This is a genomic window from Mucilaginibacter sp., assembly GCF_039921305.1.
Taxonomy (GTDB): domain Bacteria; phylum Bacteroidota; class Bacteroidia; order Sphingobacteriales; family Sphingobacteriaceae; genus Mucilaginibacter.
Genome location: NZ_JBDSCA010000030.1, coordinates 1 through 25245, shown reverse-complemented (window position 1 = coordinate 25245; position 25245 = coordinate 1). Strand labels below are relative to the sequence as shown.

The 25245-nt window shown below is 42.4% G+C and carries 25 protein-coding genes; 4 read left to right on the top strand and 21 right to left on the bottom strand.

Annotated features, from left to right (window positions below):
* The 3 genes from ABIN91_RS09630 to ABIN91_RS09620 form a co-directional block, all read left to right on the top strand.
* A partial coding sequence (locus tag ABIN91_RS09630) for a glycoside hydrolase family 27 protein (RefSeq protein ID WP_348050881.1) occupies window positions 1-886 on the top strand: 886 nt, incomplete at its 5' end.
* Window positions 887-1052: 166 nt separating this feature from the next.
* Complete coding sequence (locus ABIN91_RS09625; RefSeq protein WP_348050880.1) at window positions 1053-3488, top strand: glycoside hydrolase family 2 TIM barrel-domain containing protein; 2436 nt, start codon at window positions 1053-1055, stop codon at window positions 3486-3488.
* A 36-nt stretch (window positions 3489-3524) separates the two neighbouring features.
* Window positions 3525-3824: an NPCBM/NEW2 domain-containing protein gene (locus ABIN91_RS09620; RefSeq protein WP_348050879.1), complete on the top strand. Its 300-nt coding sequence runs from the start codon at window positions 3525-3527 to the stop codon at window positions 3822-3824.
* Window positions 3825-4404: 580 nt separating this feature from the next.
* On the opposite strand, the gene ABIN91_RS09615 is transcribed toward ABIN91_RS09620, so the two are convergent.
* The 21 genes from ABIN91_RS09615 to ABIN91_RS09515 form a co-directional block, all read right to left on the bottom strand.
* Entirely contained in the window at window positions 4405-5529 is a 1125-nt protein-coding gene (locus ABIN91_RS09615; RefSeq protein ID WP_348050878.1) for an AI-2E family transporter, read from the bottom strand.
* Window positions 5489-6610, bottom strand: coding sequence for a glycosidase (locus ABIN91_RS09610; RefSeq protein WP_348050877.1), 1122 nt, complete (start codon window positions 6608-6610; stop codon window positions 5489-5491). The genes ABIN91_RS09615 and ABIN91_RS09610 overlap by 41 nt, the downstream gene beginning before the upstream one ends.
* A gap of 2 nt (window positions 6611-6612) precedes the next feature.
* A complete protein-coding gene (locus tag ABIN91_RS09605) occupies window positions 6613-7359 on the bottom strand; it encodes an HAD-IIB family hydrolase (RefSeq protein ID WP_348050876.1) in 747 nt (248 codons plus the stop codon).
* A gap of 5 nt (window positions 7360-7364) precedes the next feature.
* On the bottom strand, window positions 7365-8336 hold the full coding sequence (locus ABIN91_RS09600) for a type I phosphomannose isomerase catalytic subunit (RefSeq protein ID WP_348050875.1): 972 nt from the start codon (window positions 8334-8336) through the stop codon (window positions 7365-7367).
* Window positions 8337-8346: 10 nt separating this feature from the next.
* Complete coding sequence (locus tag ABIN91_RS09595) at window positions 8347-9606, bottom strand: DUF2254 domain-containing protein (protein ID WP_348050874.1); 1260 nt, start codon at window positions 9604-9606, stop codon at window positions 8347-8349.
* 2 nt (window positions 9607-9608) lie between these two features.
* Window positions 9609-9998, bottom strand: coding sequence for a hypothetical protein (locus ABIN91_RS09590; RefSeq protein ID WP_348050873.1), 390 nt, complete (start codon window positions 9996-9998; stop codon window positions 9609-9611).
* A 3-nt stretch (window positions 9999-10001) separates the two neighbouring features.
* A complete protein-coding gene (locus ABIN91_RS09585; RefSeq protein WP_348050872.1) occupies window positions 10002-10241 on the bottom strand; it encodes a hypothetical protein in 240 nt (79 codons plus the stop codon).
* A 67-nt stretch (window positions 10242-10308) separates the two neighbouring features.
* Complete coding sequence (locus tag ABIN91_RS09580) at window positions 10309-10743, bottom strand: hypothetical protein (RefSeq protein ID WP_348050871.1); 435 nt, start codon at window positions 10741-10743, stop codon at window positions 10309-10311.
* Between the two features lie 10 nt (window positions 10744-10753).
* Window positions 10754-12259: a trypsin-like peptidase domain-containing protein gene (locus ABIN91_RS09575; protein WP_348050870.1), complete on the bottom strand. Its 1506-nt coding sequence runs from the start codon at window positions 12257-12259 to the stop codon at window positions 10754-10756.
* A gap of 10 nt (window positions 12260-12269) precedes the next feature.
* Window positions 12270-12584, bottom strand: coding sequence for an HPF/RaiA family ribosome-associated protein (locus ABIN91_RS09570; RefSeq protein ID WP_348050869.1), 315 nt, complete (start codon window positions 12582-12584; stop codon window positions 12270-12272).
* A 12-nt stretch (window positions 12585-12596) separates the two neighbouring features.
* Window positions 12597-13175, bottom strand: coding sequence for a hypothetical protein (locus ABIN91_RS09565; protein ID WP_348050868.1), 579 nt, complete (start codon window positions 13173-13175; stop codon window positions 12597-12599).
* Window positions 13162-13728: a hypothetical protein gene (locus ABIN91_RS09560; RefSeq protein WP_348050867.1), complete on the bottom strand. Its 567-nt coding sequence runs from the start codon at window positions 13726-13728 to the stop codon at window positions 13162-13164. The genes ABIN91_RS09565 and ABIN91_RS09560 overlap by 14 nt, the downstream gene beginning before the upstream one ends.
* A 10-nt stretch (window positions 13729-13738) precedes the next feature.
* Complete coding sequence (locus ABIN91_RS09555) at window positions 13739-14089, bottom strand: hypothetical protein (protein WP_348050866.1); 351 nt, start codon at window positions 14087-14089, stop codon at window positions 13739-13741.
* Between the two features lie 347 nt (window positions 14090-14436).
* The gene (locus ABIN91_RS09550) at window positions 14437-15279 is read right to left on the bottom strand and encodes a universal stress protein (protein ID WP_348050865.1); all 843 of its coding nucleotides are present in this window, start codon (window positions 15277-15279) and stop codon (window positions 14437-14439) included.
* A 140-nt stretch (window positions 15280-15419) separates the two neighbouring features.
* Window positions 15420-15890, bottom strand: coding sequence for a DUF2147 domain-containing protein (locus tag ABIN91_RS09545; RefSeq protein ID WP_348050864.1), 471 nt, complete (start codon window positions 15888-15890; stop codon window positions 15420-15422).
* A gap of 3 nt (window positions 15891-15893) precedes the next feature.
* Window positions 15894-16802, bottom strand: a complete 909-nt coding sequence (locus ABIN91_RS09540; RefSeq protein ID WP_348050863.1) for a universal stress protein — start codon at window positions 16800-16802, stop codon at window positions 15894-15896.
* Window positions 16803-16911: 109 nt separating this feature from the next.
* Window positions 16912-17793: a mechanosensitive ion channel gene (locus ABIN91_RS09535; RefSeq protein WP_348050862.1), complete on the bottom strand. Its 882-nt coding sequence runs from the start codon at window positions 17791-17793 to the stop codon at window positions 16912-16914.
* Between the two features lie 11 nt (window positions 17794-17804).
* Window positions 17805-19550 carry an APC family permease gene (locus tag ABIN91_RS09530; protein ID WP_348050861.1) on the bottom strand — a complete coding sequence of 582 codons (1746 nt, stop codon included), beginning with the start codon at window positions 19548-19550 and terminating at the stop codon, window positions 17805-17807.
* A 10-nt stretch (window positions 19551-19560) separates the two neighbouring features.
* Window positions 19561-20880 carry a DUF389 domain-containing protein gene (locus ABIN91_RS09525; RefSeq protein WP_348050860.1) on the bottom strand — a complete coding sequence of 440 codons (1320 nt, stop codon included), beginning with the start codon at window positions 20878-20880 and terminating at the stop codon, window positions 19561-19563.
* A gap of 2 nt (window positions 20881-20882) precedes the next feature.
* Window positions 20883-22130 (bottom strand): sodium:proton antiporter, encoded by a 1248-nt coding sequence (locus tag ABIN91_RS09520; protein ID WP_348050859.1) that lies wholly within the window; start codon window positions 22128-22130, stop codon window positions 20883-20885.
* A 64-nt stretch (window positions 22131-22194) separates the two neighbouring features.
* Complete coding sequence (locus ABIN91_RS09515) at window positions 22195-24072, bottom strand: mechanosensitive ion channel domain-containing protein (RefSeq protein ID WP_348050858.1); 1878 nt, start codon at window positions 24070-24072, stop codon at window positions 22195-22197.
* Window positions 24073-24204: 132 nt separating this feature from the next.
* Here ABIN91_RS09515 and ABIN91_RS09510 point away from each other — a divergent pair, with 132 nt between their 5' ends.
* Window positions 24205-25113 (top strand): DMT family transporter, encoded by a 909-nt coding sequence (locus ABIN91_RS09510; RefSeq protein ID WP_348050857.1) that lies wholly within the window; start codon window positions 24205-24207, stop codon window positions 25111-25113.
* Window positions 25114-25245 lie beyond the last annotated feature (132 nt).

The following is a 25245-nucleotide window of genomic DNA, read 5'->3' as shown; positions in this document are numbered from 1 at the left end:
TGCCGGCAGCTATGGTTATGAGCGGCAAGATGCCGAAACTTATACCAAATGGGGTTTCGATTATCTGAAATACGATTGGTGCAGCTATGGGGGAGTTATAAATGGAATACCTGGTAACGACCCAAACAAAGTAGTCTTAATATCTTACAATGGAGGTTATCAATTGTCTACCGCCGTCAAGCCATACAAACTAATGGGAGATTATATCCGTCAGCAACCCCGCGACATTGTTTTCAGCTTGTGTCAGTACGGGATGTCGGATGTTTGGAAATGGGGCGATTCGGTAGGTGGAAACTCTTGGCGTACAACGAATGATATAACGGACAACTGGTCCAACGTTAAAGGGATTGCATTAGCGCAGGATCAGTCTGCAGCCTGGGCTAAACCCGGTAACTGGAACGATCCTGACATGCTGGTTGTAGGAACAGTAGGTTGGGGTAGCCCGCATCCGAGCATGCTTAAACCAGATGAGCAGTATCTTCACTTCAGCCTTTGGAGCCTTTTCTCTGCGCCTCTGCTACTTGGTTGCGATCTGGAAAAGCTGGATGCCTTTACCCTGAATTTATTGACAAACGATGAAGTGATTGCTGTTAACCAGGATGCTCTTGGCAAACAGGCTACCTGTGTTCAGACTATCGGGGATCTGCGCATTTATGTAAAAGAATTGGAGGATGGCAGCCGTGTAGCAGGCTTTTGCAATTTCGGTCTGGAAAAAGTGGATATCTCTTACAAGGATCTGAATAAACTTGGTATTTCAGGAAAGCAAAAGGTACGTGATCTTTGGCGTCAGAAAGACATTACAACAATCCATGCGGACAAAGAGGCTCTTTCGGTGAAGGTTCCGATGCATGGAGTGGTTCTGTACAAATTTACGCCGGTTAAATAGCAGGATAAGATCTCTTAACCTGAGCTCTATTGATAAGCAAAGAAGCTTTATATACTTTTCATTTATCTAATGGAATATATTCTGTCAAAAAAGTGAAACAAAATAAGAGTTTAAAAAAATTACGATAACCAATAAATAATTTCTTGGCATCTTCAATTTAATAAATATGTACAAGCTAAATTCAAATACAAGCAAATCCTATTATACAAAACTAGGAGCGTTGGTGTTCGTGCTTTTGGCAAGCGGCTTTTTTTCATGTTACGCGCAAAATATTGCTGGCATTGATCGAAAGCAGTTATTTGATAATGATTGGAAATTCTTTTTAGGAGATCCTTTAACAGCCGCATCAAAAAAAATCAACGAGAAGAATTGGCGTAAGCTTGACTTACCACACGACTGGAGTATTGAAGGAAAAATAGATCCTAAAAATCCGACAGGGAAAGATGGAGGATATTTTCCGGCTGGTGTAGCGTGGTACCGAAAAACTTTCAAAGTTCCTGAAGAATGGAAAGGTAAAAATGTTTCCATTTATTTTGAGGGGGTTTACATGAATTCCGAAGTATTTATTAACGGAGTATCGCTGGGGACACATCCATATGGCTATTCATCGTTTAGTTATAACCTTTCGCCTCATCTTGCTTTTGGCCAGGAAAACGTCATTGCAGTAAGGGTGGATAATTCCCAACATAAGAACAGCCGCTGGTACAGTGGTTCAGGTATTTATCGGCATGTCTGGATGATGGTTACCGGCGCTGTACATGTGGACAATTGGGGCGTAGCCATTACAACTCCCGAGGTGTCTTCAAAAGAGGCAAGCATTCAGATAAAAACTTTGGTAGAGAATGAAACAAATTCGCCTCAAAATATTATCCTTAAAACCCAGATACTAACTGGAAATTCTAAAAGCGTTGCGGATAATCAAACAAAGGTACAATTACCTGCCAGGAGCAAACAGGAAGTTATACAGATCATCAAGGTTTCAAATCCTTTGCTGTGGATACCGGAATCTCCCTATTTATATCAGGCCAAAGTGCAGATAATAAAAGATAATCAGGTAGTGGATGACACTAAAACTAATTTTGGCATACGTTCTATAAAATTTACTGCAGAAAACGGTTTTCAACTTAATGGGAAAACAGTAAAAATAAATGGAGGTTGCGTACATCATGACAATGGTTGCTTGGGCTCAGCCGCTTTTGACCGTGCCGAGGAACGAAAGGTTGAGTTACTTAAAGGCGCGGGCTTCAATGCGGTAAGAACTTCACATAATCCTCCTTCTGAAACTTTTTTAAACACTTGTGATAAATTAGGCCTGCTGGTGCTGGATGAATCATTTGATTGCTGGAAATGGGGGAAAAACAGTAATGATTATTCCAAATATTTTGAGATGTGGTGGCAACGTGACTTGGAAGCAATGGTTAAACGAGACCTGAACCATCCTTCGATTATTATATGGAGCATAGGCAATGAAATAGTGGAGAGGGGCGAACCTCAAGCTGTAGAAACCGCTGCAATGCTTGCAAAAGCGCTGAAGAAAATAGATAACACCCGTCCTGTTACATCCGCTGTGTGTGAGTTAAATGATAAACCCTGGACTATTTTTGATTCGCTGTTCGCGGTACACGATGTTGCCGGTTATAATTACAAAATGAATAACGCACCGGATGACCATAAGCGAGTTCCTTCGCGTATTATTCTTCAGACAGAGTCGTTTCCGAAAGATGCTTTTAACAATTGGAAGATGGTGCAAAACAATAATTATGTTATCGGAGATTTTGTATGGACAGCGATAGATTATCTGGGAGAATCAGGAATAGGCGGTTGGTATTATAATGTTGAGGCACCCGAAATGTATCCATGGCATGGAGGCTATTGCGGCGACATAGATATGATCGGTCGGAGGAAAGCTATCTCACATTATCGAAGTCTGTTATATAACAATACCGAAAAATTATATATGGCAGTACGCGAGCCGGAAAAACCTTCTTCGAAAATCAAAGTTAATTGGTGGACAGTGTGGCCTACCTGGGAAAGCTGGACATGGCCAGGGTTTGAAGGGAAAAATGTTCAGGTTGAAGTTTATTCAAAATATCCCAAAGTTCGACTTTATCTTGATGACAAACTCATTGAAGAAAAAGCAACGGCTGAAGAGCAGCAGTTTAAAGCTACATTTTCTGTGCCTTATTCACCCGGTATTTTAAAAGCTGTGGGTGTAGAAAATGATAAAGAAATTGAATCAAAAGTTCTGCAAACTTCCGGCGATGTTGCAAAAATAAAACTAACTGTTGATCGGAAAGTAATATTGGCAAATGGACAAGACTTGTCTTATGTAACAATAGAATTAACAGACAAGAATGGAATAATTCAACCGAATGCCGCGAACCATTTGCAATTCAAAATTAAAGGTACGGGTGTAATTGCCGGAGTTGATAATGCCGATTTGCAAGACTTCGATCAATACGTTGGCAATTCACGCAATGCATGGAAGGGACGCGCGTTAGTGGTCATTAGAAGTACGCACAATGTTGGCGATATTAAGCTTACCGTAAGTTCGTCGGGTTTACCTGAGGCTGCTTTAAATATCAAAACAGTTAAGCCCTGATTTGAGTAAAAAAAGATTTATTGAAGAGGCTAAAAAATGAAAGAGAAACAGAACGAGAAAGAGTGTTTACGCTCTTTGCTCGCATCCAATCAATTAAAAATGAATACAGCAAGTAAAAATATATTTTATATTGCCTTCGCTATTATTTTCAGCTTAATAAACATAAGTACTCTTTCCGCACAAACTGTTTGGTTAGATCAACTGGATCTCAGCCAAGCTACACTGGGCTGGGGTGTACCTAAAAAAAACAGGTCGGTTGATGGCAACATCATGACCATCGCAGGCAAAACCTTTGAGCGTGGCTTCGGCATCAAAACATATGACACAAATATTTGATAATCAAGTATTTATGTCGTATTCTGTGAGCGAATTTAAATAACTAAAATCACTCACGCAATTGCTCACATCTTCTTTGATATTGATTGGTGTTTTTTGGGTGGAATTAAAACAAAAAACCCGCAAATCAGTGTGATTTTCGGATTTTTGACTTCGATTGGTATCGCTGGTGTCGGGATGGCAGGATGATTATCCCACCCCTTAAAGAGTTGATTATGTTTAAGTTATCAAGCATCACTTACGAAATGGTAACCGAATGGGTCTCATTTTATTAAACCCCATTTGATCGCATTTGCATCGTTAAAACACTCGCAACAGATAGTCAATGAACTTGTTATACAAATATAATGAATGTTTTTGACTAAAAAAATATTTCGTAGGGGAATCGAACACGACTAAAACCCTATTGACTTACAATACTTTATGTGGTTGTCGATTTACTACGCACCGAATTACTAACCATTTATTGATGCAGACTGATTACAAATCTTACGATCTAAATAAACATAACGACTTAGAATAATGCAAATTCAAAAGTTGTATAACACCTAAAATCAAATGTTTTTCAACATCTATTGAATTACTTTTTAAACCATGATTTGATTTTTGTTGTCAATGGTTTATCCGGCTTCTTTTCATCGCCATTGCCTATCAGGTAACCATAGGGTTTTAACGGTTCAATATGGTCAAATACAATTTTCAGCATACCTAACAGCGGGATGGATAGTACCATGCCGCCAATGCCCCATAAAGTATCTCCCAATACTAATACCATAATGGTAAAGAAAGGATTAACATCGACATCTTTACCGACCACTAAGGGTTGTAAAATGTAGCTCTGGATAAACTGCACCAGCCCGTAAGTGATCAGCACGCTGATGACCATTGTGCTGCCACCACCCTGTGCTACTGCCATCAGTACCGTCAGGGAGGTTCCGGTAAGGTTCCCTACAAAAGGGATGATCTCAAGTGTGCCACAAAGAATGGCGAAAAAGAACGCATTCTGTACACCGACAATAGAGAACCCGATGCCATACATCACCCATAAACAAACGATCATTTTGGCCAGGCCCGAAACATAATTCTGCGCTACCCCTGATGCTTCTTCTATGATTGTATTTGTTTTAGCCTGATGCTCCTTTTTAACCAGTTTCAAAATAAAATTCTTAAAATGTTTCCTTGAATTGATGAATAGGAATATATAAATCAGCACCAGGATACCCGTGGTAAGCGAACCCAAAAATCCGGCAGCAAAGGAAGCAATATAGGTAGCCACATTACCGGCACCTGATGAGCCTTGTTTTTTCAACATTGCATCTTGCTGCTCTTTGGAAACCCCGAAACGGTCATTGATCAATTGCTGTAACTGCCCGATATATTTATTGGCCTGCTGCTCCATTTGGTCAAGATTAGCCTGTAAATTTGATACCCGCCAGCTGAACAGGAATATCATTAAGCCAATCACCAAAAGCAGCAATAACACACAGATCACCGCACCTACCGTCCGGTTGATCCCTTTTTTTTCAAGCCAGCGGCTTAATGGTAGAAAAAGCATGGCCATTATACCTGCCAGAGCTATTGGCATTAATATGCCGGCTGAAAAATACAAACCGGCAAATAACAGGAATAACAACAATAGATATTGAACGGCGCGGGATAAGGAATTAGCTTTTTGTTCCATCATTATCTTTTTGTGAATGTTCATACCAGTCCAGGTTTTCTGGCAGGTCTAAGCGGGCAACGCCGATTCGGTTATCAGCCATGCCGTAGTAAACATCATAGCGGTCGGGCATGCCGATATCATCCCTTCGGTCTATCCCGGTCGGAAATACTACGTTGGCAATCACGCCAACGGTTTCTTCGGGGAGCGTAGGTTCCAAAATGGGTTCAAAAGAACGGAGAGTAATATCGTAAGGATCGGTTTCAGACAAGAACATCAGGCCTGCGGAATATATTAGTTGCTGCTTTTCAAGCGTTGAATTTTTGCTTTCGCTAACACCATGATAACAAAACATCCAGCCAAACCTGGTCATAACAGGCGGTGCGCCCGAACCGATCTTGATCTGCTCCCAATCAAAGACCGGCACTGCCAGCGGGCGGTGCGATGTGAAGGCAGCCGGGTCCCATTTTTCACTTTCCTGCTTCTCCGGGTGGATATGGCAATAGGATAACCAAATACTTTCGTGGTGTTTGTCTAACGCCTTATCCCAGGGGTGCCCCATTTTTTCTTCAGGCGAGGTGCCGGGGAATAACGGCCGGTGCAGCATCCCCAATGCCCGATGCCCGTGCGGGCTTGGGATTTGCATTGGAAAAACACAGGCATCTTTGTTATTGATACCATTGAACGCCATGTTTTCATACGGGAGGTAAGTCGCAAGGCCTATTCGCTCCCATTTAAGCAGATCCTGTGATTGCGCCAGTGCAATACGCGGCCCGTCAGGTGAAAACGCTGTATAGGTCATAATATAACGTTCTAAAGGCTCCACATAGGTCACCCGCGCATCTTCGCAGCCACCACCGCCATCCGGGCGCTTTTCATAATCAGCCTCCGGTTCCAGCGCGATCCCTATACGTTCCACATCAATAGGGTCACCCGCATTATTAAAAAGCACTTTAACAATTCCAATCCGGGAATAATTATCTTTTGTGGCGATCCTGGGGAACAGGTATAAATTACCGTCCCTGCCACGGGCAGCAGCCGGGTTAAGAACGCCGCCAGCTTCCATTGGGTTATTTGGCTCCGGTTCCATCAGGATACCAATCCTTTTTAGTTTCAATGTTTTCATATCTATTTTTGGCAGGCTATAATCGTAGCTATTATCTTTTTGGTTTCCTCAGGATCACGCACTTGTATACAATCCGCGCCTGAAGCGCGCGCCGGGAAATCGTTACCGCCCTCAAAGAGTGCATCACCGAGAAACAGCATATCAGTTACCTTTATTTTCAAAATATCTCTTAGTTTTCGCATTCCATAAGCCTTATCTATGCCGGGCTTGGTCACATCGATAGAGGTAGCACCGCCCAGGTTAATGGCAAAACCGGGGATCATCCTGATTAAAATTTTCCTGATCTTTTTTCGTTTTTCAAAATCCGGGTCCCAGGCTTTTTTGGGTTCCAGCGGGGCTTTTTGTCCCAGCGCCGAAAAGGTGATTTGGCTGTCCCGGTCTTCCACCTGCTCACCCCAAATCTTCTCTGCTTGAACTCCGGATTCGGCTATCGCTTTTTCAAGCGAACCGATGATTTTCTTTTTTTCCTCATCCGTAAAGTTCTCGGCATACAATTGCTTCCAGCCGCTTTCATCAAAGGCATAAAACTTAGTGCCACAGGTAGGCAGAATGGATAAACTGCTCAGGTCGGTGCCTGCAGGCAGATGCCCGATCACCTGTTTTTCAAACTGCGGCCAATTGCCGCCGGATATAATGGCAACCCTTGCAACGGTTAACAATTCAGTAAACAATCCGGCCATCTCCGGGTCTATAGCCGCTTTGCTTTCAGCCAGCGTGCCATCAAGGTCAAATACGATCAGTTTTTTCATAGTAATTATAATGGAATTCCTATCTCCAATAGTTCAACATTTCCTGATGGGTCAAATGCACATTTACCTGTTTGAGCAGGCAGCAAAAAAACCTGTCCTTTGCATATATCAAAAACATCCTTTTCGAAATTCAATTTCCCGCCTCCGTTGATGCAGACCAATATCCTTGGTTCGTTTGCCTCTCCAACTGTAAACCCATTAATGCCTTCGTGCTTCCAGACGATAAAGTGATCTGACCTCAATAAAACCGGCGGCTTGTTACTTTCAGGCTTTACCGGGCCTATGTCTGTTTGGCTATAATCCACACAGGCCATCGCTTCTTTTACCTGTAATTCCCGTGGTTTTCCGGTCTTTTTATCGGTGCGGTCCCAGTCATATAATCTAAAAGTGACATCACTGTTTTCCTGCACCTCAAAAACAACCACGCCATCCAGTGTATGTACCGTCCCCGCTTTAATGAGTACACTATCGTTCAGATCCGGTTTAAAACTATGCAAGTATTGGCCAACAGTTTTTTCACGGATCGCTTGCGTTAGCTTTTCTGGCGTAGTGCCCGGTTTTAGTCCAGCGTATATCAGGCTTTCCTTTCTGGTTTCCAGTACTACCCAAGCCTCGGTCTTACCGTTTTCGCCTTTCGGGATATATTGCTTTTGGTTATCATCAGGATGAACCTGTACCGAAAGCACATCATTGCAATCCAAAAACTTAAGTAACAGCGGGAACCGTTGAAACTTGCCGGCAAATTTGCCCATCAAGCCTTTTTCATCAGCTTTGATCAGGTCTACAATGGATTTTCCGGCCAAATTCCCATCCGATACTAAACTTGCATGGTCATCCCGGTCGCTCAGCAACCACGCTTCGCCAACCGGGCCATCCGGTAAAGGTTCAGCCAACAGTTGCTCTAAATTGCGGCCGCCCCAAAGGCGATACTGATATATCGGTGCGAAACGCAATGGGTAATAATTAAGCTGTGTCATTTTCGGTCGATTAAATACTTTTTATCAGCGGGAGTTGAGCCGAGGTTTCTATTACCTTTTGATCTACTTTCTCAAGCATACCTGCTAATAATTCTTTTTGACTATCGGCTGGGGCTATCTTTAGCAATTGTGTCAGGATACTATACAGCCCCAGTTGAATATACCGGTCATTTTTCCCGTAATCCCATATCGGGTAAATACAGACAGCAAAAAGATCTTCAAAAGTTCGGTCGGTCAATATGATACTTCCTTTGTCATCAGGGTGCTGAATACACAATTGGGGATGATGCCTTGACCGGTAAGCGAACAGGTCTGCCAGTGCGTGAAGGCTTAATACCGCAGTTTCCGGGTCGTTAATCCCAGGGCTTAAAGCCTTTAAAGCCACCTCTGCCAGTTGATGAAAGCCGTAGTATGCATTTTGAGTTACCGGCTGGCCCGAATAAAAATCAAGCGTTAGCAACAGGTCGCCTTTACAATCATCAGAAAGGGGCTTACCATACCATTTAAGTATTGGTTGCCCGACAAGCAAATAAGTACCCGCCGGGTGTATCAGTTGCACCGTACCACTGTTTTCTCCAATAAACTTCAATAACGACCTTTGATCAAAACCCTGGAAGGTGCCTGATCTTTGGGTTAACAATACTACAGGCTCAGTAGCGGGGAGGATAATATTTTCAGAGATATCAACAGTACAGATTTTTTGAAGCGATGCCAGTGTTTGGTGGTGCACCCGTTCGATAATGGTCTCGAACTTGACCGACTGTGTCACGTAATGCAGGAAGTAGATAAACACAAAAATATCAATTACCGTAAGCGCCACCAATAAGTAAATACTTAGGGCAGGGACATAGATACCGGATTCGATATCCCTGATGGTGCTGAGTAAAAAGAGTGAATAAACGATAGTACCTATATAAGTACCCAGTACCAATTGCTGGAAGCGGTTGCCGATCATGCTTTCCAGCATCCGGTTACTCATTTGTGAGGCAGCCTGGTTTAACAGGATCATCACCATAGAGAAACTGAATACCATCAGAGAAATGATACCACCTGAAATAGTGGATACAATGCTGCGTGCGGTGCTGGCATCCTTTAATCGTATCCAGCTGTAATAAGACTTGATATGCTTACCCGTTTCCGAAAAATCAAGCTCCAGCATCAGCCAGGAAAGCACTAAAAAGCCAATGGCAATAAGGGCAGGGTAAAAAGCAATACTAGTGACAATTTTATTATAAGTGCCCCGCAGCCATTTGATAAACCGGCTACTCATTTTCACGGCTTAGTTCCGGGTTCAATAGCATAAATACTATCTACTACAAAGTGGCTTACACCGCGCCATGGTAATGTGTGCAAATATTCTTTATAATGTAATTGTAAAACAGCGCCCGCGTGATGATTAAGTGAATCAGCCAGTTTGGAATCCGTTACCGAAAACATAAATTCGTTAGATGCTATCGCCCCTGGTTGCTGGGTTTTAAAACCGGCCTGTATCAATCGCCCCTCGTGAGTCTTAAATAGGTAACCTTTCTCTACAAAATAATTCAACTGCCCGGCTTTCACACCCTGGCCAAACACAAAATAGTAGCGATAGTAAACAATGGAAATCAGCGCGATCAGCAAAACGCCGCCGCTTATCATTATAATTTTCTTTTTAGTGGTCATAGATTAAGAATTAAAACAGGTGTAAAGTGAAATCGGGTGAAGGGCGATGCCGATCCGGTTGATCAGTTCGGGACTGATATCAGATTTACCTATCACGGCCCAACGCCCGGTTTCCTGGGTAACGCTAAAGGATTTGGCATCCGGAAAATCGATTCGCCAGCCGGAGCCTTGTTCATAAGTTTCAGGAGTAGCCTCCAACTTCAGGACTTTGTTTTTTACTGGTTCGTTGATCGTGATCTTCATGTTCTTTAATTTAAATGCAATGCCGCTCTGAATAGGGTACCCGGAACAGGTGGTTGAAAAAACTGCTTCAGGCATTAATACCTTTTATCGGTACCGGGAAAAGGAAATCATCTAATATATTGTAATGTGCGCGGGAAACATGGTCTTTGACTGCCTGCATGCTTTTGTGCATGGCCGCCTGGTAATCGGCGTCAAATTTTTTCAGTAAAGTTTCTAATTTCCCCATTTTTGCTGATAAAGCTGTTTTTCGCTCGGCTTGTCCTTTAGGAAGAGCCGCGTCCAACTGCTTCCAGTTTGCACGGAATGCCTGATCTGCTTTCTGATAAAAACCGGCGAGCAGAATGTTGCTGGTATAGGTCTTGGTATGGTCAAATGCGATCGCGGTATTCTTTTCCGCATCGTCCGTGGTACCATCGGCGTTAGCGGCCAGCATAGATACATAAACCGGGAACTTTAAAAATTCTTTTTGTTCATCGGTTGAAAGTTCATTAAAGGTGTTCATAGGATTGAAATTAAGCGCCGAGTGATAAATTAAAGACGATCCGTGAGCCATCCGGCGTAATGCAGGCAAAACGGACGATGCCATTGCGGGCGGCTTTAAAAGCCTTGCTAAGGTCATCTGAGGTATTGATTCGGTTACCATTGACGCTGATGATGATAGAACCTCTTTGAATCCCGATCTGCTCAAACAAGCCACCCGGCGCGATAGCTGTTATGGCCAGGCCTGTATTCATTTGGTAACGTTGCTTAAAAGCATCACTTAACGGCGCGAAAGAAGCACCTAATTTTGAGGCCAGTGCCTGCGGAGCAAGTTCGTCTGTTTTCGGAGCGGCTTCCTGTGCTTTAAGGGTAACCTTTGTACTGTTGACTGCAGTCCCTCTGCGATAGTCCAGCTTGACGGCATCACCGGGATGATGACGCGCGATGCGTTCTGATAATTCAACAGATGAATTGATCTTAGCGCCATCAATACCCTGAATAATGTCCCCCGGCTTTAATCCTGCGGCACCTGCCGCACTGCCGCTTTGCACGCCGGTCAGATATGCTCCATTAACGCTTCCCGGCTTAATACCTTGCTGGATCAAAAATTGATCTTCAGTAGCAGGGGAAGGAAAACTTACGCCTAAGATACCGCGTTTCACCTCGCCATATTTACGCAGGTCTTCTACAATCTTGCTGGTCAAGTTTACGGGAATGGCAAAGCCATAACCTTCATAACTGCCGGTTTGCGAGGCGATAGCTGCATTAATACCGATCAGTTGCCCGCTGGTATTGACCAAAGCCCCGCCGCTGTTGCCCGGGTTTATCGCAGCATCGGTCTGGATATATGCTTCCACGGCAGAACTGGTAGCGGTAGCCGTACCCGATTCTCCATTTGGTTGTTTGTTTTCTTGCCCAATGATGCTGATGCTTCGTTCTTTAGCACTTACAATACCAGCGGTTACCGTGGTATTCAGTGAGAACGGGTACCCCGCTGCCAGCACCCATTCACCGATCTGAACCTCATCGGAGTTCCCGACCTGAATAGGTGTAAGGTCGTTAGTGCTGATCTTAATAAGGGCCAGATCGGTATTTGGATCACGCCCTATTAGTTTAGCCGGGAAGATGCGTTTATCAGTCAGGATCACTTCGATATCTGTCGCACCATCCACCACATGATTATTGGTAACAATATAACCATCTTTGCTCCAGATAACTCCGGAACCGGAAGCCATTACCGGTACCGCGCGTTGGTTTTGGTTGTAATAGCCACCGTAGGCCCCTTCATTTTCAGCGGGACGGTTGAGTTTTACTTTGATATGCACAATTGACTGCGTGACTAAAGCTGCGGCTTGTGTAAATTCCGGAACGTCAGCAATTTTATTGTCCTTGCCGCGGTTCGCAGCGAAGTGGGTAGATGGTGTCCCAGCCTGGGCCGAATCAATTGCGCCCCCCCTGGGTTCCATAACTTTGAAAGTAGCGAAGCTAACTGCTGCTGCAACTATTGCGGATATACCGATCAATCCAAATTTGTTCATGATCGGGTATTTAATGGTTCTTAATTTTATCGGTTATGGTGGTTAGTTTAGCTTTCATTTTTTCGACAGCATGATTAACAGCCGCTTCTACCGTGTCGCCCAGCCCCGAAACCGCTACAGGATCCATCCCATCCAAACGCGCTTCTAAAAGGCAGCGTTTTTCATCCTTTCCTTTTTTTTCACCGTTTTCATCAGTCAAGTGTACTTCTATACGACTGAGTTGTTGTTCAAACCGGCTTAACGCATCAGTTATTTTTGTCTCCAGGTATGTGCTCAATCGCTCATTTCCTTCTATATTATGGTCCGTATTGATCTGTATATTCATATTCTTATATTTTTAATTCATTTTTTCAAGTAATGCTGCCGCTGCACTAAAAAAGCCTTTGACTTTTTCCTTTTGTTCGAGGGTCAGCGTATCAGGATCTATCTGTGCGGCTGCTGCCTTTACACGCGCCGCATAATCAGACAGTGAGGGATATTTTTGCTGTTGCAAATTATACAGCGCCTCACTTAGGATATCAGCAGCTTTGCGAATATTGTCAGCATGGGTAATAGCCAGCGGATCACGGGTGATGTTGTTGGCGTCAGTTTCTGCCTCTGCCAGGTCTGCTTTGATGGAGTAGCCCGTCAATTTAGACATGGTGCTTACCGCGTTGGCTAATTTGATAAGCGCCTCGTTAGTATAAGCGTGATCCAGGCCCATTTTTCCGTTTTGATCACTTACGAAATGGATGTAAGCAGCTACCGTACTATCGTTCTCATGCTGTTCAATTAATTTCGCAACAGGAACGTTCGCTGCAGGTTGACCCTTAAACCGGTGTTCATATAGATAATAGGCGATAAAAGCCATGATCACCAGGGCTAAAAGCACCCAGGCAAATGGAAATAATTTATTGTTCTTTTTAGTCATTTTCATCAGGATCAAGCAGTTTTTTATCGGGGTGCTCGATGATCTCTGCTGAAAGTTCCAGCCATCTTTTACCCAATTTAAGCCCTTCCTTATCGTTATGAGGGTACAGGGCGATCAGGATCTTACCATGTTTCAAGCCATCGGCATATAATGAGGCACGCTCTTCCTGTTGGTCAGAAGAAAACAATTTACCGATAATTCCCCCTAAAGCCCCTCCGGCGCCAACACCTAATATGCCGGCGGCAACAGGCCCCATAGCCACAAGGCCCAATCCGGGAATAAGTAAATTGCTGCCTAAAGCACCGATAGTAAAAGCGATACCACCCATCATTCCACCAGTGATGGCACCATCAGCGGTGCCATCAAAAGGCGTTTCTGTTTGTTCGTCACTTTTATCTTCGCCCAGCATTTTATCTATCGCTGTACTGGCCATCGCCACACTGATTTCTTCGGGTTTGTAACCCATCCGGATCAATTCTTCAAACGCGAGTTCCGCTTTTAACCTGTCGGTAAAAAGTCCAGATAGCAGCGGTTCGGAAGTGTGGTGATGGTTGCTCATGTTTTTTTGATTAATCGGATGCTTTTGTCGTCAGTATGTTATTGTTTCCGGGTCGCTGAACATTGGGCTCATCTTCAGCAGTAATGAATATCCGGGTGGGGTAAAAAGGAGTAACGGTTTCCAACTCCCCCTCTAAAACGCTCGAAAAGAAGCCGCTGGAACTTTTTAATTGTCCCAGATTTTTGATGTTCTGGTCTTTGGTAACCAGCCAAACTACGTAAACCGATTTTTTGGGTTGCAAACGGTCTGGCTCAGCCAGGTTTTTTATCTTCACATGCACAGCGTAGTTGTTGTTGGCATCTTTAGTGATCTTGGCAGAACCTTGGGCGGCAGGCACAACTGCGGACGTAAGGAAATGCATTTTTCGTGCACACGAAGAGAAAATTGACAATAGTAAAAAAGCGCCGGTTAGGACTAGCATTGAACGTTTTTTCATAGCGAAGGATTTATATTTTATAGAGGTATAAAGAATAACTATAAAATAGAAACCCTTTATTAATGAACGCTATATCTGAACTTTTTGTTTTCTTTTTTTCGGAGCAATACACATTTTAGGAATATTCATTCGTGAGATGCAACATTCTGAATGAACTCGTAAATCCAAAAAACAGGCCAGCTGATTTTATAGTGATAAACTGTTCTCTTGATAGACAATTTCGAAAGAGAGGAGCTTCATTAAATAACCTGATTTTTCTTTCAGTTTCCGGTTTAGAGCCTCACTGCCAAAACGGGTATGCGGGAATGGTTAATGATTTGCTGGGTGAAGTCCCCCATGAAATATTCTTTCCAGCCCGTATCCAAAGTAGCGTTAATCACCATCAGATCATCTTTTCTTTCATGCGCTGTTTTGAGTATCTTGTCAGCTAAGTTCTCGCAGACAAATGTTTCGAAGGTGATAACATCTTTATCCCTGATCACCATATCCCTGACCTGCTTTAATGTATCCAACAGATCTATATCATTAATATCTTTCTTTTGAACCAGTCCCAATAAGTGTACTTCCGAATCGTTTTTTTCGATAATGCCTCTTACATAGTCATATTTTGAAGCGACGCCGAAAACGTTGCGGATAGGGTAAAGTACTTTATCAAAAGAAGATTTAGAAAAAGAAAGCGGCACGGCAAGCACGGGGCAATCGCATTCCCTAATAGTCGCCATAGCGTTGGAGCCGATGAAAAATTCTTTCCAACCCGAGGTACCATGCGTACCCATTACAACCAGGTCGATATGGTGGTTGGCCACATATGCAGCCGCATTTGAACTTACTGTACCAAATTCTGAAACTGCCACTAAACCGCGCTGCCCTTCGTTTATGGCCCTTAATCTATAGCTTTCGAGCTCTTCTTTTGAGCTTGATATCAACATCGCCATTTCATCTCCGGCACCGCTCACACTGGCCATAGAAGGCAGTAATAAGTGCGTAGTCACGATATTTATTAAATGCACTGTTGCGCCGTGTCTTTCACCAATGGCTAAGGCTACCCGAAGCGCATTATCCGCAGTTTCAGAAAAATCTGTAGGTACCAATATGTTTTTGATGCTGTACTTCATGATTTGGAACATTTAGTCAAATAAAAAATAGCATTGCCTGTGGAGGTTAAATCATAACCTTGTTATCTTATATGACATAACAAAGTGCTTAATAGCGTGAAACAGGAATTGTAAATATACAGTATTCATCGCCCAAGATGTTAATTGATGCGGTGAAAGTACATGCTTTTTCCTATGAATTTAAAATGCCAGTATCCTCGTACTTTAAGGATCCCTTTCTGGTCTATCTTTGCCGAAGCGTTCCAGGTCTTGCCATGTTTAGAGTCATAAACCTTTCCGTCTTCCCAGCTGTTTTCTTCAGCATCGTAACGGAGTCCTTGAAGAATGCTCATCCCGAGAATAGTCCTGTTTCGCAGCGCAGGATCGGGGTTTCTTTTATCTTTCCAGTAACTCATCGGCTTGCCTTCCGTATCGCTGAACCAAATGATTTTTGCAAGGAAATTGCCTTTTACCGTGTAGATCTGTATCCTGAGTGTTTTGTCTTTGTTCTCCCATTTACCACAGATCAGTTCAGCGGGAGGCCTTGCCTGCCCGTAACTATTTAATTTTGAGATCAAAAGGATCGCTCCGACCAGGCAGGCAGTCCATATTATTTTATTTGACCCTAGCATCGTTTAATAACTTAATTGAAAGTTTTTAAAATCTGCGGCATTTAAGCTCCGTATATCGTTTTCAGGCTTTTTCTTGGTACACAAAACAGCCACATCCTGATTACGAAGCATTTTTTGCGTAAAACTACCTGTAAAAAACTCTTTCAGGCTGCGTTGAGTTTTTCCTTCGATGACTACTAACCCGGCTTTTTCCTCTCTTGAGAGTTTTGCAAGCCCTTTCGCGGGATTACTGGTATATAGCGGCCTGGTTCGTGCAGAACGTGCAACGCCATTACTTCTGCGACGGATGCTGTCTGAAAGCATTTTTAGGCTGTTTAATACTTCCGAGTCCTCTTTTTGAATAACCCTGATGACGGAGACCGTTGCGTTGTTCTTTTCGATGATCACTTTGGCCACGGGAAGATTGGCCAGCGGTGTTCCATCGCTCATGACCGGGTAAAGGATATGCTCAAAAGCACTAAACGTTTGGTTTGCGGGAACCATAAGAACGTGACACGGAGCTGCGCGCATCACTTTATAAACAGGACTATCCACCAGATACGATTTTTTGTCAATACCGGCTTCAGTACCCATAACGATCATGTCGGCCTTCACTTCAGCAGCCATATCACTGACCATAGTGGTTGGGTAACCGGTCACCGAATGTACCCGGCAGTTAACCTGGAAATCCTTAAAAATTGCTTTAGCCATTTTTTCAAGCAAGTATTTATCTTTTTCGACGATCTCCCGGATCACCGGCTCTATGGTGCCTAACTGACCCATTTGAGGATAGTAGTTTATGATATCTTCCACGTATAATATATGAAGCAAGGCCTCATGCCGGGCAGCCATTTGGATAGCGGTATTCAGCGAGTTTAAAGATGTTGGAGTTAGATCTACAGGGGCTAATATATTTTTAATAGTCGTTTTCATGATAGTATTGTTTTTAAGTATATAAATAAGCAGGAACAGGTGTTCCGGCTGTGAAGTATGATAATATACAAATAAAAATTGGTTTTATCAAGAAAAAACAGAAATTTCTTTATTTAATAACGACCTCACTTAGCGGAAGACCTCCTTTTATTCCAAAATCCATTGTTCGGATAGGGAACGGAATCATGATGTCATTAGCGTCGTACGCTTTTTTGATCCGCATGATCGCCTGGCTCTTTACTTCCAGAAAGTTTACCTGTTCGGTTGTACAGACCCATAATCTGATTACATAATTGATTGAACTGTCAGCGAATTCGGTATAAAACATAGTGATTTCATCATCCTTCGATAATCCTTCTATATCTTTCACTGCATCTAAGGTTATTTCTTTTACTTTATCGAGGTCATCACCGTAGGATACACCTACGGACAAATCCATTCTGCGTTTGCCAAGTAATGTGTAATTTTCTATCGGGCTTTGAAAAACATCTTTATTGGGTATGATCACCATCTGGCCCTGATAGGTACGGATCACTGTATCGCGAAGATTGATCTCTTCCACTTTCCCCATATATTCCTTGATCTTTACAATATCACCTACCGACAGCGGTTTTCTGACTGAAATAAATATCCCCGACATAAAATTGGCGGCTATATCCTGAAAAGCAAAGGCCAGGGCCAGTCCTAATATACCTGCTCCTGCAAGTATAGATGTTACAGCTTTATCAAGTTTAAGAACACTTAGGGCAATGAAAACAACTATACCCAGCAGGAAAATATAAACTAGAGAGCCAAAAAGGTTATCAAGCGTTTCGTTTTTAATGAAACGGCGAAAAACTTTTTTAATAGCGTTGCTTACCACTTTAGCTATAAAAAAACCAAGTACAAGAATTAATGCCGCTAACGCGATATTCGGTAAAATTTTGATTAAGTCTTTAGCCCAAAGCGTAAGTTTGTCAACTATCAGTTGATAGGCGTTGTTAATATCCATAGTACTTTTAATTACATAATGAGCCTTACACCGCCCAATTCAGAAACGTGATAAGAGAATTTATTGCTTGGTGACCCAATGAACATAAAGTTTTTGGGGATATTCCATTCATTTGATAGCCGATCAATAATTTCTGGCCCAAACCGGCCCTCAATTTCTACAAAGTCAATATCTATCTCCGGATAAGCCCGGTCTAAAACTTCAATGTCTTTCTTCAAATTGTCATTGTTGCTTTCCGGGTCAGAAATATGGACAATTTTTAAACGCTTTGTAGATTCATTTTCTCTTACGTAAATCATTACACGGTTTAAAATCGCCACATTGTCTCCGCGCGTAAAAAACACCAAAACTTGTGAATTGATGCGCACTAACGCTCTGTATGGGTGAAATGCCCCAATAAAGAAACGTTTGAATTTAGGGCTCGTGTGACTAATGGAATAGATCAGCCATCCGGTAACCCGTGCACGGTTAAGCATAATGATAATAAACAGCATCGCTGGAATCAGGTATTTAATAAAAACATAAAATGATGCCAGATTAAGTTTCATATTGCCGATGAATGCCGCAATAATAAAGGCGATAGCAATCACAACCGATAACGCTGGTGCCTTTTCTAACCTGGGCAACTTTTGCCGCTTCGCTTTCAATAGTAAATTACCCACACCAAATAAAGCCATCACCAAAAGGAACGAAAAGGTATAAACACCCGCAAGGCTGGTAAGGTCACCTTTTGTGACCAGTAAAACAGATATACAGAGGATGAAAAACCCAATCACGATACGATAATTTACACCCCGGCGATTCTTCGCTAAAAAGAAATTAGGGAGTATCCTGTCCAATGTTATTCGTTCGGCAAGCCCGGTAACACCAACATAAGACGTTAATACCGCGCCGCTTAGCACCAGCACCGCATCGATGGAAATAATATAACTTAGCCAGCCACCACCTGCCGTTAACCCCATAAAAGAAAGTAAAGATTCGCGGTGCCCGTTAATTACCGACATAGGTAGCACAGCCAGTGCCAAAAGAGCAATCACGGGGTTAAAAAAACTAACCACCCGCCACATATTGCGCAGGGTTTTAGGAAAAACGCCGTCTTTTTGCTCCTCCACAAAATTGGCAGAGCTTTCAAAGCCGGAAATACCCAGCATTGCTGCAGAAAACCCTAAAAAAAGAGCGGTGAAAATACCCCCCGATGTTACCGGCAAGTGCCAGTTATTCAAAAATATCGAGAAGCCGTTATTAAACAAGAACCAGCAACAGGTAAGCACCAGTAAAGTAAGCGAGGCCAAATGGGTTATGAAAATTATCACCGCCACTATCGCCGATTCACCAATGCCGATAATGGCCAGCATCATAAAAATCCCTAATACCATAATAGTAGCCGGAATTAACGGAAGGCTACCCGCTATATCATGGAAATAAAACATGGCTTCATAGGCAGATATTACCGCTGTTGCCATATAAGAAAGTATGGTTAAACAGGCTGCAAAAGAAGCGGTGCGCTTGGAGGCGGTGTTGAGCAATACATTGTAGGCGCCACCATTAAGAGGCAGCGCGCCCACCACTTCACCATATATTTTCCGAAACAGGAATAGCACAAGCGCCACAATCAATAAGGAGATCCATGCATATTGCCCTGCATAAGCTATAGTTAAGGCAGATACGTAAAGGCAAGATGAACTGATGTCATTACCGCAAATGGAGGTGGCTTGTAACTCGTTTAACTTATGAAGTATTGGGTTGCTTTTGCTCATTAAAGAGAGGTTATTGCGCTATTAGTTTAAGGCCGGCTGATTGATAGCGTTTTTGTAACCAAAGCTGTAATTTTATAACATCAACTTTACGTAATGGTTTTGTAAAGCTGGCTAAAGCCACTTTCTGCGTGTCAACCAGCGATGTGTCGAGCCTTCGAATAGCTATTTTGCTTACACCAAATGTTTTGACCGCTGGATAGAGGACTTTCATCTCTGTAAGTACAACACTGTCCAATTTAGGTATTTTATTAGTAATTTTTATAGTGTCTATATTTGTGCGAGTACTAAATACATCTTCTAAAATACTGGCTTTAATCTGTGAAAGGTCCAACTGCTGTTTAGCATTTAGCCCCTGCCGGATGCGCAACTGCACGTTTCGCAAGCGATAATTGTTCAATCGATGTTTTAGCGAATCGATGACCGGCTTGCCCAATTCTGCACCTATTAGCAATAAGTCTATTTCCTTTATTTTACTTGTATAAGTAAAGGATTTAGAAACTACCTGAGTGTTCTGAAAATGAAATTCCTGCTCTACGAATTTGCGGGCATTGCTTTCAAAAATGCTTTTGTTAACAATGCGGTAGGCCATGTAAATACTGGGGATGATGGTGATTACCACAATGGCAACAACGTACCTGGTTACTTTTTTTTGAACCCCCGGATCGTTAAACACCTTCCTGTGCATTTTAAGATAGCGAGCCATTAAAAATGTAGCAATGACAATAAACACGCTATTGATGAAATACAGGTAAATAGCCCCGAGAAAGAAATACCAGTTACCCATAGCCAAACCAAAGCCGGCGGTGCATAAAGGCGGCATTAGTGCCGTAGCTATGGCTACACCAGGGATAACATTATTCTTTTCTTTGCGTGACGCGGCCACCATGCCAGCCATCCCACCAAAAAAAGCTATAAACACATCCCAGGTTGATGGCGAAGTCCTGGCAAGTAACTCAGATTGGGCTTCGTGTAAGGGGGTTATTGAAAAATAAATGGTTGAGGTGATAATACTGATGATAGTTGCTATCGCTAAATTTTTACCACCTTTTTTAACCATTTCCAGGTCGTTTATTCCAATACCCAAACCAATACCCATCACCGGCCCCATGATAGGCGATACAAGCATGGCACCGATGATGACTGCGGTTGAATTGACATTAAGCCCGATAGAAGCAATGAATATTGCAAAGATCAGCGCCCAGAGATTGGCCCCGCGAAAATCAATATTCTTGCGTATGGACGAGATAATAGTTGCCTCATCAGCCTTGTCTTCCTGCAAGTTAAACCGATGCGTCAGAAAATAACGAAAACGTTGCAAAAGGTTGCTCATAATTATTCTAATGCTTTTACATGGAGTTTCTGAGCAAGTTTACCGATGGTTAAGCCCTGCACTAAAATAGAAAATACTACTATAATGTAGGTGATCAGTACAAATTCATCACGGTACATGTTTTCGCTCAGCGATAGCGCCAGAGCAACAGATATGCCTCCACGCAGGCCACCCCAGGTTAAAATAGCTACGGCATTATTTTCAAATTTGACCTTGTATCGCAACAATGTAACCGGGAGAATAACGGAGATCCAGCGTGCTAAAAGAACGATTAAAATACTGACAGCACCGATGATCATAACGGTAGTATTGATTTTGATGATCAGCATTTCCAAACCAATAAAAAGGAAAAGTACTGCGTTAAGTATCTCATCTATCAAGTGCCAGAATTTACCAAGATAATCCCTGGTTTCATCAGACATGCTTCCCGCTCTGGCTTTATTACCCGTTATAATACCTGCAACAACCATAGCTAAAGGCCCTGAAATATGCAAGTGAGATGCCAGTGTGTATCCGCCCATAACTAAGGCGAGGGTTAGTAAAACTTCTACTTTGTAATCGTCTATAGACCGTAACGCTAAAAAGCCCAGGTAGCCCAGTATCGCGCCAAAGATTAAACCACCTACGGCTTCCTGAAGAAAGAGCTTCCCAATATCAGTTACCGAAAAATCTCCACCTGTTGAGCGGGCGATCTGCGCTATGCTGATAAATATTACTACAGCAACGCCGTCATTAAATAAAGATTCACCGGCTATTTTAACTTCGAGAGAAGATGGAATATTTGCTTGCTTCAATATGCCCATTACCGCAATTGGATCTGTTGGTGATATAAGCGATCCGAAAAGCAGGCAATAAATAAACGGGATAGGCATTGAAAATAACCGGAATAAATACCAGGTCATGCCGCCCACCAAAAAGGTGGAGATAAGTATGCCCATAGTAGCCAACAATATTACCGGCCAGCGCTCTTTTTTCAATTTACCGGCATCGATATGGATAGCCCCTGCAAAAAGCAAAAAACTAAGCATAAAATTCATCAATATATCCTGAAAATCAACAGAGTTTGCAAGCTGAACCGCTTTTTCTGAAAGTAGAGATTTTGAATTGCCTAATAAAACCAGCAATACAGAGGATATCAGCGATAAAGCCATTATCCCTATAGTGGGCGGCCATTTGATAAACCGATGATTAATATAAGCAAATAATGCTGCTAAAACGATAGTGATGGTGATGATTTCTCGGGTATCCATTTATACAATTTAGAAAAGTAAGCTAATAATTGATTGCACTTTCACTATATTGAAAGCACTTTAATTATTGATTGTTTGAAATTTCGTCATCATCGGGTTTGCGTCTATCGGTCACAAAACCCGGAGCAACATAGTTTTTAGGCAAGTAATCGGCGGGAATAGTGGTTGCGTTTCCATCCCTTAAAGCTTTATAATGTGGTGACATAATTTCTACACCGGCCTTATTAAAAAAGTCCTGGATATTTGCATGCAGTCCCGAATAGATTACAGCTTGCCGGTTAGGCTGTTTGGTAAAAGCATTAATACGGTAGCTTACGTAATAATCATCTAAACTTGTTTGCAACACATAGGGTTTGGGCTCAGCTTCTATCATCGGTGTCTCTAATGCTGCATCAATTAATAGCTGGTGTACCTGCCGCCAAGGCACATCATAACCAATGGTAACCATAGTATGCATAATAAGCCCGTTAACCGGGGCATCACTGCTGTAGTTAATGGTATGGTTACTCATTACGGTTGAGTTGGGTATAGATATAATTTCATTTTGAATTGTACGTACACGCGTAACCAATAGTGTTTTTTCAATCACATCCCCAGTAACTTCGCCTATTTGTACGCGGTCTCCAATTTTAAAGGCGCGCATGTAGGTTAATACCAGCCCGGCTACCACGTTACCCAATGCCCCTGCCGAGCCAAAGGTAAACAGTACGCCCATAAAAACGGATACGCCTTTGAAAACACCCGAATCTGAACCGGGCAGGTAAGGGAAAATAACAATTAGCATAAAAGCCAGCACCAGCACCCTAACAATTTGATAGGTTGGATTGGCCCAGTCGGCATAAAAACCCGGTACTTTTAGCTGCCCCTTTTCAATTTCGGTAGTTATAAATTTAACGAACTTTAAAACATATCTAAACACTACCAGCAAAACCAAAATAGTCATTAGGTTGGGTATATAATCCCACAAGGCATGAGCGATTTTTTTGAGCGGACTGATAAAATAATTTAATAGCTTATCTGAAACATCCCTTGTAAACGGAAATATGCCGAACAGGATAGGTAAAGCCAAGTATACAATTAGCAATATAATGGCCCATTTTAGCACTACGAGAGCCTTGCCAATTAAAGCCAGTTCATTCTCTGCATTCAGTAACTCATATCCTTTTATGTGGATGCCTTTATTGAACCAGCCTGTTTGATGAGCTAGTTTTTTATGCAGCCAGCGGAATAATCTGTTAAGCCCATAAATTAACAGGATGGTAACGATAACCACCAAAAGCGCTAACAGGGCTTCTACAAGTATCGTTTGCCACCGGGTTTCCTGCTGATGCGAGGTAACCGCTTCCCCAATTTGTGCTTTTATTTTTGCGGCCAGCGCCTCGCGGCTGGTATGTTGCCAGAGTGCATCCTGGTCTGATATTGATATCAAAAGCTGATCTCTGAATAATATATCAGTTGTTTGCTCGGTGGGCGTAATTTTTAGCGAATCTCCTTTAAAAGCGTAAATAGCACTTAATATATTTATTCTTTTACTAACGGCTTCGGCACGGTCTTTTGCCGTAAAACTTCCCTGTCGTGTAAACAGGAAAAACAGCGTATCGCGAAAAGGAACTACTGGAAAGCCTTTAACAAATGCCCTAAGAGAATCTATCTGATGTTTTTGTTTAATAGTACGCAGAGAATCTTTTTGCCTTAAGGCTTCCAGCTTTTGAAGCAACTGCCCTTTTTGCATGTTATCAGCAGTTGAGAGTTGCTTTTGTAAATCCGTTCTTTTTAAAGAATCTGCCAGGCGGTCCTCAGATAGCTGCTTTACCTTTTTTTGTTGTTGCTCAAGCTTAATGGTTAGCAATGAATCTTGTTTTCGCTGAATGGTATCTTGTTGGGCAAATGCAGACCGCAGCAAAAAACAACTTAATAACTGTAAACAGAAAAGGTATTTCATAAACATTAAATAAAATCAACAATAATTAAATGTATGGATTATTATCGTGCAGGGCACATATTAAGCGGTTGTTTATGGAAACAATTCAATTTACTAATTGTACCAAGTTATCATATCCGTAGAGAAATTTGTATGAAATATCTAAAAACCTATTTGATGCTATTGTTTGGGATGTTACTATTTGGCAGCGCTACTCCGCTTAGCAAATTGGTTACAAAAGATTTCCCCGTTTTTATTGCAGGTGGTTTCAGGGTTTTACTTGCTTTCATCGTCTTGCTCCCGTTCGTCACGCTATCAAATATCAAAAAATACAAAGGGCGGGATATTTGGCTTTTGGCCGGCATAAGTCTTGTAGGCGTAGTTGGATTCACGGTTTTAATGCTATATGGCATGAAATACATATCTGGGGTAACAGGTAGCGTGATAATGAGTGCTACACCTGCGTTAACAGCAGTATTTTCGATAGTCTTTTTTAAAGACGATTTCAGTTGGAAAAAGGGTGCTGCAATTTCTTTAGCTATAGCGGGAGTATTAGTTATGCAATTCGGCGAGCACCAAAACACCCAAAAGGGCAACGAATTATTGGGGATTCTACTTGTCGTCGCCGCTATTTGCTGTGAAGCCGGATATACACTGATGGGCAAAGCACTTACTAAAAACTTTCCGCCTGAAGATATCGCGGCGTTTTCTGCCCTTATTGGATTTATAGGGTTTTTACCTTTTATGATATGGCAAATAAAAGAAATTTCGTTTCATACTATTTCTTTTAAAAGCTGGTTTTATCTGGCTATCTATGGCGCTGGCACTATGGGGCTCGGTTCCGTTCTTTGGTATAAAGGGGTGAAACAAGTTGAAGGAAGCACTGCCGCGACATTTATGGGTGTGATGCCGATCAGTGCTTTGGTATTGTCTTATTTTTTATTAAATGAACCGTTTCGTTGGATACATTTGGCGGGCTTCGCCCTCGTGTTTTCAGGCGTTATAATTATTATAACTATACATAGAAAAATGAAAATGAATGTTGGTAATGATCGGCAATAAGCTGATTAATGTAACACTGAAAATTAGGCTTAATTACAATTTGGTTGTATAAGCATGGGTATTCTTTTTACGCACCATCGCATTTACAACGCTTAGGCACCAAAAGCGCAAGGCGGGTGAAATGTCAAGGCC